Below are 10,075 nucleotides of genomic sequence, written 5' to 3' on the forward strand. Positions count from 1 at the left end.
ATCAGACGATAAATTTAGTGGGTTTGTGTTTAAAATTCAGGCCAATATGGACCCCAAACACCGCGACCGCATTGCGTTTTGTCGAATTGTTTCTGGCAAGTACGAAAAAGGCATGAAGATGCGTCATACCCGCATAGGCAAAGACGTCCGGATTTCCGACGCCTTGACATTCCTGGCAGGCGATCGCTCCTTGCTGGAAGAAGCCTATGCCGGCGACATCATTGGTTTACACAACCACGGGTCTATCCGCATCGGCGATACTTTTACATCGGGTGATGATTATCGTTTTACCGGAATTCCTAACTTCGCGCCGGAACTGTTTAAACGTATCCGCTTAAAAGATCCGTTAAAGCAAAAGCAACTGCAAAAAGGACTGATTCAGTTATCTGAAGAAGGTGCTGTGCAGGTATTCAGGCCGCTGATTAACAACGATTTAATTGTAGGCGCCGTGGGTGTGCTGCAGTTTGACGTGGTAGTGGCACGCCTGAAGTCAGAATATAACGTGGATGCGATATACGAGCATGTCAGCGTTTCTACGGCCCGTTGGGTGTATTGTAAGGACGCTAAAAAACTCGACGAATTCCAACGTAAAGCCGAACAAAACCTGGCACTGGACGGCGGTGATAACTTAACCTATATCGCACCTACCATGGTAAACCTGCAATTGGCGCAGGAGCGTTATCCGGATATTGAATTTACTACAACACGCGAGCACTAAACACCGATATGAATATTCACGCTTTACTAATATCACGTTTTTCCGAAGCATTAACCGCAATGGGCATTTCCGATGCCCCCGTACCAGTGGCACGTAGCGGTCGCCCGGAATTTGGTGAGTATCAGTTTAACGGTGCTATGGCGTTGGCAAAGGCACTCAAGCAAAAGCCCCGGGATATTGCCGAGCAAATTTTAGCGCAGGTAGCTCTGGACGATGTAGCCAGTAAACTGGAAATTGCAGGACCGGGATTTATCAATATCCACCTGAATGATGACTGGTTAGCGGCCCAGTGTAATGTTGCCCTGAGCGATGAGCGGGCTGGTATCCCTGCGCAATCTGCTCAAACGGTTGTAGTGGACTACTCGTCACCCAATCTCGCCAAAGAAATGCACGTTGGACACCTGCGTACCACCATCATCGGTGACGCAGTAGTAAAACTGCTCGAATTTCTGGGGCATCATGTGATTCGTCAGAATCACATGGGAGACTGGGGAACTCAGTTTGGTATGTTGTTGGCCCACCTTAGCGACAAGCTCAGTCACAATGAAGTGGCAGAAACGGCGTTATCCGACCTGGAAGACTTTTACCGTGAAGCCAAAGTCCGCTTTGATGAAGAAGACGGCTTTGCCGATCGCGCACGCGAATATGTGGTAAAGCTGCAAGGCGGTGATGCGCAATGTCTTGCACTGTGGCAACAGTTTATTGATGTGTCTATTTCCCATAGCGAGGAAGTGTACGATAAGCTGAATGTAAGCCTCTCACGCAACGATATAATGGGTGAATCGGCCTACAACAGCGACCTGGCAAATGTTGTGGCAGAGTTAAAAGCAAAAGGTATCGCCGTTGAAGATCAGGGCGCGCAGGTGGTGTTTATTCCTGAGCTGGCTGATAAAGAAGGCAATCCGGCGGTGTACATAGTGCAAAAATCCGGTGGCGGTTATTTGTATGCCACCACGGATCTGGCCGCGATGCGTTATCGCAGCGGTACGCTGAATGCAGACCGCACGCTTATTCTTACTGATGCGCGTCAGGCGTTGCACTTCAAGCAAACCGAAATTGTAGGCCGTAAAGCAGGCTTTATGAAGCCTGAGCAAAGCTATGAGCATTGTCCGTTTGGCATGATGCTGGGCAGCGACGGCAAGCCGTTCAAAACCCGTTCTGGCGGAACAGTTAAATTAGTGGAACTGCTGGATGAAGCCGTAGAGCGCGCTGCAAAGCTACTCACGGACCGCGGTTCAGCGTTTGATGCAGATGAACTTAACGTGGTTGCGCGTAAAGTGGGTATTGGCGCGGTGAAGTATGCCGACCTGAGCAAGAACCGTACAACCGATTACATGTTTAACTGGGATACCATGTTAAGCTTTGAAGGCAACACGGCACCGTACTTACAGTATGCCTTTGCTCGCACACAAAGCTTGTTTCGCAACGCCGGTGTCGATGCCTCTCAACTAACTCCATCAATCTGTATTGCTCATCCTCAGGAGCATGCTTTAGCCGTGCAATTACTGCAGTTTGAAGAGCAACTGGCCGTCGTCGCCCGCGATGCAACACCTCATGTGCTGTGTGCTTATTTGTATGATTTGGCCAGCCACTACATGAGTTTCTATGAGGCGTGTCCGATATTGAAAGATGATGTCGACAGCAGCACGCGAGCCAGCCGTTTGGCGCTATGTGCACTGGTAGCCAAACAGCTTAAGCTGGGCTTGGATCTGCTTGGCATTGAAACACTGGATAAAATGTAGCGGTCCACAGAGGCCGCATTTCTCCATAACGACAGTATTAACCTTAAACAGAGCTTTACTATGACCAGGATCCTTGCTTTTTCAGGCAGTACACGACGCAACTCATACAACCAGGCAGTAGTTGAATGTGCCGCACAAGCAGCGCGCGACGCAGGTGCTGACGTTACCGTAATCAATCTGGCAGACTATGCCATGCCTATCTTCAACGAAGATGAAGAGGCGGAGTTTGGCATTCCAGAGCGAGCGCAAGCGTTTAAACAGTTGATGATTGACCACGATGGTATTCTGATTGCCAGTCCGGAATATAACAGTAGTTATCCTGCGGTACTCAAAAATGCCATTGACTGGGCGTCGCGTAAAACCGGCGATGAAGCTGTGTTAGCCGCTTATAAGCAAAAAGTAGTTGGGTTAATGGCTGCATCACCTGGCGCATTAGGCGGCATGCGGGTGCTGGTGGTACTGCGTATGTTAATGCAAAATTTAAGCTGTATCGTTGCGCCAGCGCAGGTTGCGGTGGGTAATGTGGCTGACAAAGTTGATGAGTCAGGCGCAATCAGCGACGAGAAAACGAAAAAACAACTCGCCGGTTTGGCCAAACAGGTTGTCGAACTGGCTACTAAGCTAAAAAGCGCGTAATCCTGCGCGCGCGATCCCCACAAACGACTGTTAAATACAGGCTAAATTGGGTAATATCGCGCGTCTTATCTACACCAATGAATTAAGGTTACCCATGTTTGAAGTTAACCCAGTGCATAATGCGATTCGGGATATCCGGGCGCGCAGCGCAGCGCTTAGGGGGTATCTTTGACTTCGATGTTAAATCGGAGCGCTTAGAAGAAGTTAATCGCGAGCTGGAAAGTCCGGACGTTTGGAACGAACCGGAGCGCGCGCAAGCCTTGGGCAAAGAGAAGGTAGCGTTGGAGCAGGTGGTCGACACCATACTGCGACTTGAGCAAGGCGCTGACGACGTTGAAGGCTTACTGGAACTGGCAATAGAAGCCGAGGATGAAGATACCTTCAACGAGGCAAAAAGCGAGCTTGACGAACTGATTGAGCAGCTGGAAGTCCTCGAGTTTCGCCGCATGTTCTCGGGCCCGAACGACAGTTGCAGTTGTTACATGGATATTCAGGCCGGTTCGGGTGGTACAGAAGCCCAGGACTGGGCAAATATGTTGTTAAGAATGTATTTGCGCTGGGGTGAAGATCACGGTTTCAAAACTGAGCTGATTGAAGTATCTGACGGTGATGTGGCAGGTATTAAAAGCGCCACCATCCGCTTTGAAGGCGAGTATGCTTTCGGCTGGTTGCGCACCGAAACCGGTGTACATCGCCTGGTTCGCAAATCGCCGTTTGACTCTGGTAACCGTCGTCATACGTCGTTTTCGTCAGCATTTGTGTACCCTGAAATCGATGATGACATTGAAATTGAAATTAATCCGGCGGACTTGCGAATTGATACCTACCGGGCATCCGGTGCAGGTGGTCAGCACGTAAACCGAACCGACTCTGCCGTACGGATCACACACTTGCCTACCAACATAGTAGTGCAATGTCAGAATGACCGTTCGCAGCATAAAAATAAAGATCAGGCATTCAAGCAATTAAAAGCCAAACTCTATGAGTTTGAGCTGCAAAAGCAAACTGCCGAGAAACAAGCGATGGAAGACAATAAATCTGATATCGGCTGGGGTAGCCAGATCCGCTCTTACGTACTGGATGATTCCCGTATTAAGGATTTGCGCACCGGCGTTGAAACTCGCAACACGCAAGCGGTACTCGACGGCGGGTTAGACAAGTTTATTCAAGCCAGCCTTAAATCAGGTCTTTAAGCCTTTTAACTGAAAGTGAACAGAATATGAGCGACCAACAACTCGACGAAAACAAATTGATTGCTGAGCGCCGCGCTAAATTAAGCGCGATCCGGGAAAACTGCCGTGCTAATGGCTTTCCTAACCACTTTCGTCGCGAACATTATGCCGACGAATTGGAACAGCAATTTGGCGAACTGGACAAAGATGCGCTGATTGAACAAGACAATCAGGTGAGCATTGCTGGCCGTATTATGGCTAAGCGTGGTCCATTCCTGTTACTACAGGATATGACTGGACGCATTCAGGCCTATGCCGACAAAGACACCCAAAAAGATATCAAGGCGCGCTACGGCTCGCTGGACATCGGCGACATTATTGGCGTAGCAGGTGCATTGCACAAATCAGGCAAAGGCGATTTGTATGTGAACATGACGCAGTATGAACTGCTTACCAAGTCACTGCGCCCGTTGCCAGAGAAATTCCACGGTCTGACCGACCAGGAAACAAAGTACCGTCAGCGTTACGTGGATTTGATCACCAGTGAAAGAACCCGTGAGACGTTTGTTGTTCGCAGTAAAATCGTTAATGGTATTCGCAATTACCTGACGTCGCGTAAGTATATCGAAGTGGAAACGCCGATGTTGCAGGTTATCCCTGGCGGTGCGTCTGCCAAGCCATTCGTGACACACCACAACTCGCTCGACATCGATATGTACCTGCGAATTGCGCCTGAACTCTACCTCAAGCGCCTGGTGGTGGGTGGTTTTGAACGCGTATTCGAAATTAACCGCAACTTCCGTAACGAAGGTTTGTCAACCCGCCACAATCCGGAATTTACCATGTTGGAGTTCTATCAGGCTTATGCTGACTACAACGACATGATGAACCTGACGGAAGATATGCTGCGAACGTTGGCAGAAGACATTCTGGGCAATACGGTAATCACTAACACCACGAAAGATGCAGAAGGCAACGTGTTAAGTGAAGTGAAATATGATTTTGGTCAGCCTTTCACGCGCCTGAGTATGGGTGAAGCGATTCTGAAATACTGGCCGGAGGCTAACGAAGCGGCCATTCGCGATCCTGAAGGTCACCTGGACGAAATGAAAGCCATGGCGAAAAAGCTGCACATTAAAGAGCCTGCCGTGGATGGGATCTGGGGTGCAGGTAAATACCTGTGTGAAATCTTTGAAGCCACAGCCGAAGAGAAACTGATCCAGCCTACGTTTATTACTGAGTATCCGTGGGAAGTATCACCACTGGCGCGCCGTAACGACACCAACCCGTTCATTACCGACCGCTTTGAGTTCTTCGTGGGTGGACGTGAACTGGCGAATGGTTTCAGCGAGTTGAACGACCCGGAAGATCAGGCTGAGCGTTTCCGCAAACAAGTGGAAGAAAAAGACGCGGGTGATGATGAAGCCATGCATTATGATGAAGACTACATCCGCGCACTGGAATTCGGCTTGCCACCAACTGCAGGTGAGGGGATTGGTATTGACCGTTTAACCATGCTGTTTACTGACAGCCCGACGATCAAAGACGTTATCCTGTTCCCACACATGAAACCAGAGAGTCATGATCAGTAAGAAAGCGCGCTATTTATAATGCCTTTATAGCCAAAAATAAGCGGGTATTGACGGGAACGTCAATACCCTTTTTTTGTGCCTGTTGCACCACATAGCCATTAATCGCATCAATTTCACTTGGCCTGCGATGGGCTATGTCCTGGTGCATACTGGAATAATTTTCCGCTGTATTGCGAACTACCGTGAGTACCTGTTCCAGCGCGTTTTCTTCATCCAATTGCACGCCACACGCCTGAGCGGTGAGACAAACCTCCTGGCAAACTAACTGTATAGTTGCTCGGTATTGCGGGTTGGCGAGCGCCCCATTCTTTACGTTTTCCAGCGCAGTAAGAGGATTGATGGCACAGTTGATGAGAAGCTTCTGCCACAACGCGGTTTGCATATCCTCCCGCCAGGTAACCGGGCCAATACAGGCTTCCATAAGCGCTGTTACCACGGGTTGAAGTTTTTCTGCCAGCGGATGGGAAAATGCCATGCCCAGCATTGTGCTGCCCATGCCGGTATGCTTTACCGTGTCAGCATTCAGTTTAAGTGCACCGTGGCTGGTGGTTGCTAAAAATACCGGATTGTCAGGGAGCCATGTCGTAGCAAGCTCAGTACCGCCCATGCCATTGTGAAACAGTATTACAGGGGTGGCTTTATTGATCCGTTTCTGCCATTGCTGCAAAGCATCGCCAATCTGAAAGGCCTTTAGTGGCAGAATTAATACGTCATGTTCACCCAGTTTCGCAATGTCATGCTCAGCATAATCGAGATGGGTAATGGTGCCATCCAAGCCTTCAACGAAGCGCAGTTTATTGCTGTGCTCCCGCACTATCGCGCGGTAAGGTAAATTTGCGCGCTGAGCACCCGCTGCGCACAGTCCCCCAATGGCTCCGCTGCCTACAATATTCATACACCAACGCATTATTGCGGTCCGGTCTTAACAGGTGTTGTGGATTTACCGGGCACAGCAGGCCATGTCAATGTTGCGGGGTTAGGTTGCTGTGACAGCCAGGCAGAAAAATCAGCATGAACATACGCGTTGCCGTGCTCAGGTGAGCAAAACACGTTGATCGCCTTGCCATGCCAGCTAAATGCAATACCCCAGGCATGCAAATACATGCGGTCCGCGTTACTGCCTGCGTAAAGGGTATCGCCCAAAATAGGACTGCCCAGACTCTTAAGGGCAACGCGAATCTGATGTGTTTTGCCACTTAACGGACGCACAATGAATGCCCGGGGGGCGCCTTCAAAACCCACACTGTGAAACTGAGTGATCGCCGGATTTTCCCGGCTTTTTAGGAGTATATGCTGACCATTTCGGCGGTTTTTCATATCGCCAATAATGCTGCCTTGTTTCTTCTTGGGTTTTTTATCACTCAAAGCCAGATAGTATTTTTGCACCTGGTGGGTGCGAAACAATACCTCAAAGTGGGCTGCTGCCTGTGCGTTTGTTGCCAGAATCAAACAGCCGGATGTGCCATCGTCCAGCCGGTGCACCAGATGCAGGCTTTGCAAGTGATGAGTTTGCTCAACACATTGTACAACGCCATGTTGCGGGTCGTGCATGGTTATCCCCGGCGGTTTATTAATAACAATAAAGTCGGGGTGAGAGAACAGAATATTCAAGCTGGATGTCTGTGTCAGGCCAGTGCCGAAAGATATTGCTGTGCAGCATCGTAATCCAGCTCATCGATAGCGGAACTGATCTGCTGTCGTTGCATCGGTGTTGCGCCCATGGCGTCAAACCAGCCGTTAAGCTTGTCCGTACTGATGAATTCATGATTGGTCAGTGCCTGCATTAACAACTTAACCGCTGCTTTGCTGTCATATTGAGGTGTTGCAGATGCACCTGACCCATCGCCTTCAGTGGGTAACGCATCAATAATGGCCACCGTTGCACTTACCTGTGTAAACAAAACAGTGAGATCGTCACTATTGGATTCTAACGATTTAATCTGTTGATTGACGATTTTGCTTGCATCAAACACAGCGTTACACCCCAAATTGCCTGACACACCTTTCAGTGTGTGGACCAGAATTTCTGCACCAGCAAAATCCTGTTGCTCGAGCAATGCCGTTAAACGTGTGTCGATATCTCTGTACTCGTCAGCAAATTTCCGCAACAAACGATAAAGTAATGCAATATTGCCATTTAATTGCTTCAGGCCAAATTCGAAATTAATAGGATCATTTATTGTTGTCATATTGCTTTTCGTTTCAACTGTGGATTGTTAAGTCAGGTATTTGTATATGGTATTCGCATTTGCTGTACACTTTTAGTTATATTTTTTGTTAAAGTGCTCAACTTTAGTTTAACGTTTTCCTATCTTCACAGACTGGCATTTAATTTCCCTGGAATCACTACATGTCGTTTAGATTCATTTTAGTCGGTTTATGTGTTTGTGCGATATCTGCATGCCAGTTCGCTAAAAATACACGTTTACCCGTGTCGGAGGACACCAGTAAAAGTGTAGCACAACCTGTTCACATTAATTATGAAAAGTATCAGCTTGCCAATGGTTTAACCGTTATTTTGCATCAGGACTCTTCGGATCCCCTGGTCCATGTTGACATGACCTATCACGTTGGCTCAGCCAGAGAGCTGCCGGGTAAAACCGGATTTGCGCACTTTTTTGAACACATGATGTTTCAGGGCTCCCAGCATGTGGCAGACGAACAGCATTTTAAAATTGTAACCGATGCGGGTGGTACGCTGAACGGCACAACCAACCGGGACCGCACCAACTATTTTCAAACCGTACCGTCTAATCAACTTGAAAAGGTGTTGTGGCTGGAAGCTGACCGAATGGGATTCTTATTGCCCGCAGTCACCCAGGAAAAATTTGAGATTCAGCGCGAAACCGTTAAAAACGAGCGGGCCGAACGCGTTGATAATCAGCCTTATGGCAAGCGTCACGAGAAAATTGCCGAAGCTTTATACCCGCCATCCCATCCTTATGGCTGGCTTACCATTGGTTACGTAGAAGACCTTGACCGCGTTGACGTAAACGATTTAAAAGCGTTTTTCAAACGTTGGTATGGCCCTAATAATGCTGTTTTAACCATTGGTGGTGATCTTGATATTGCACAAACCAAACAGTGGATTGAACGTTATTTCAATGATATTCCTCCCGGCCCTCAGGTAAATGCGCAAGCACCCGGTGTACCGCAGTTAGCTGAGCATCGCTTTATTACACTGGAAGACAATATTCACTTACCGCTTCTGCAAATCGTGTTACCTACCGTGCATGCGCGGCACGAAGATGAAGCGGCGCTGGATGTCCTCTCGAACATTCTGGGCAGTGGTAAAACATCGCTGTTTTACGAATCGCTGGTAAAAACCGGAAAGGCCGTGCAGGCTGGTGTCTCTCATCCGTGCAGCGAATTGGCTTGCGAATTTAATTTAATGGCGTTGGTATCACCCGAATCAGAAGAAAGTCTGAGCAGCATGTACAACACCATTCAGTCTATGCTGGACAGTTTTGAATCCCGTCCCTTTGATGACGATGCGTTGTTGCGCGTAAAAGCCAGTATCAAAGCATCGACTATTTACGGTTTACAAAGCGTAAGTGGCAAGGTGTCTACCATGGCCTATAACGAAACGTTTTTTGCAAACCCTGATCTCATAAACGAAGACATTCACCGATACAATAGCGTGACGAAGGAAGACGTGTACCGGGTTTTCAGAAAATACATTAAAGGCAAAAAAGCGGTGGTGTTGAGTGTAGTACCAAACGGGCAACCTGAGCTGGCTGCCGCGCCGCAAACTTATGTGCAGCCTCCCAGGGAGATAGCTGCGCAGAATGAGAGCGATGAAGGCTCAGACGGTATGCTAACAAGCACTGACCCGGTTCAAAGTAACACCGCAATTGACCGCTCTTTAGTTCCCGAGGCCGGTCCTGCCCCCGTTGTAAATGTGCCAGAGTTCTGGCGCGATACCTTTGCCAATGGTATGCAAATCATCGGTGTGAGCAGTGACGAAACACCCACCGTGAGTTTTACGCTGGATATGGATGGCGGGATGTTGCTCGACCCAATGGAGAAAGCCGGGTTATCACAACTAACCGCGATGATGATGAACGAAACCACGCAGTCCTTTAGCAATGAAGCGATGTCGAATGCGTTAGCTAAGTTGGGTTCGTCGATCAGTTTTTCCAGTAATGGTCGATATTCGCAGGTGTTTGTTTCCAGTTTAACGGAAAACTTCGACGCGACACTGGATTTACTAAA

General features: G+C 48.6%; 9 protein-coding genes. 6 read left to right on the plus strand and 3 right to left on the minus strand.

All coding sequences use genetic code 11. The features are described 5' to 3' along the window. The 5 genes from ACLR2L_RS15845 to lysS form a co-directional block, all read left to right on the plus strand. On the plus strand, nt 1-718 hold a 718-nt coding region (locus tag ACLR2L_RS15845), incomplete at its 5' end, for an EF-Tu/IF-2/RF-3 family GTPase (RefSeq protein WP_413369449.1). Nucleotides 719-726: 8 nt separating this feature from the next. Then, nucleotides 727-2,460: an arginine--tRNA ligase gene (argS, locus tag ACLR2L_RS15850; protein ID WP_413369451.1), complete on the plus strand. Its 1,734-nt coding sequence runs from the start codon at nt 727-729 to the stop codon at nt 2,458-2,460. Between the two features lie 60 nt (nt 2,461-2,520). Next, nucleotides 2,521-3,096 carry an NADPH-dependent FMN reductase gene (locus tag ACLR2L_RS15855; protein WP_140956008.1) on the plus strand — a complete coding sequence of 192 codons (576 nt, stop codon included), beginning with the start codon at nt 2,521-2,523 and terminating at the stop codon, nt 3,094-3,096. A gap of 94 nt (nt 3,097-3,190) precedes the next feature. Further along, a protein-coding gene (prfB, locus tag ACLR2L_RS15860; protein WP_413369453.1) for a peptide chain release factor 2 occupies nt 3,191-4,289 on the plus strand; the annotation gives its coding sequence in 2 pieces (ribosomal slippage) (nt 3,191-3,265 and nt 3,267-4,289; 1,098 coding nt in all). A gap of 26 nt (nt 4,290-4,315) precedes the next feature. After that, nucleotides 4,316-5,860, plus strand: coding sequence for a lysine--tRNA ligase (gene lysS, locus ACLR2L_RS15865; protein WP_413369455.1), 1,545 nt, complete (start codon nt 4,316-4,318; stop codon nt 5,858-5,860). Between the two features lie 13 nt (nt 5,861-5,873). On the opposite strand, the gene ACLR2L_RS15870 is transcribed toward lysS, so the two are convergent. Genes ACLR2L_RS15870 through ACLR2L_RS15880 form a run of 3 tightly spaced genes read right to left on the minus strand, consistent with a single transcriptional unit; the run spans nt 5,874 to nt 8,049 of the window. Continuing rightward, nucleotides 5,874-6,755, minus strand: a complete 882-nt coding sequence (locus tag ACLR2L_RS15870; protein WP_413369457.1) for a ketopantoate reductase family protein — start codon at nt 6,753-6,755, stop codon at nt 5,874-5,876. Nucleotides 6,756-6,766: 11 nt separating this feature from the next. Further along, a complete protein-coding gene (locus tag ACLR2L_RS15875; protein ID WP_413369459.1) occupies nt 6,767-7,471 on the minus strand; it encodes a TIGR01621 family pseudouridine synthase in 705 nt (234 codons plus the stop codon). Nucleotides 7,472-7,485: 14 nt separating this feature from the next. Continuing rightward, nucleotides 7,486-8,049, minus strand: a complete 564-nt coding sequence (locus tag ACLR2L_RS15880; RefSeq protein WP_413369461.1) for an Hpt domain-containing protein — start codon at nt 8,047-8,049, stop codon at nt 7,486-7,488. Between the two features lie 161 nt (nt 8,050-8,210). On the opposite strand from ACLR2L_RS15880, the gene ACLR2L_RS15885 reads away from it, so the two are divergent. Next, nucleotides 8,211-10,075 (plus strand): insulinase family protein (locus ACLR2L_RS15885; RefSeq protein WP_413369463.1); only part of this gene is annotated, 1,865 nt, incomplete at its 3' end.

The sequence above is a fragment of the Alteromonas sp. AMM-1 genome (assembly GCF_047290655.1).
Lineage (GTDB): Bacteria > Pseudomonadota > Gammaproteobacteria > Enterobacterales > Alteromonadaceae > Alteromonas > Alteromonas mangrovi.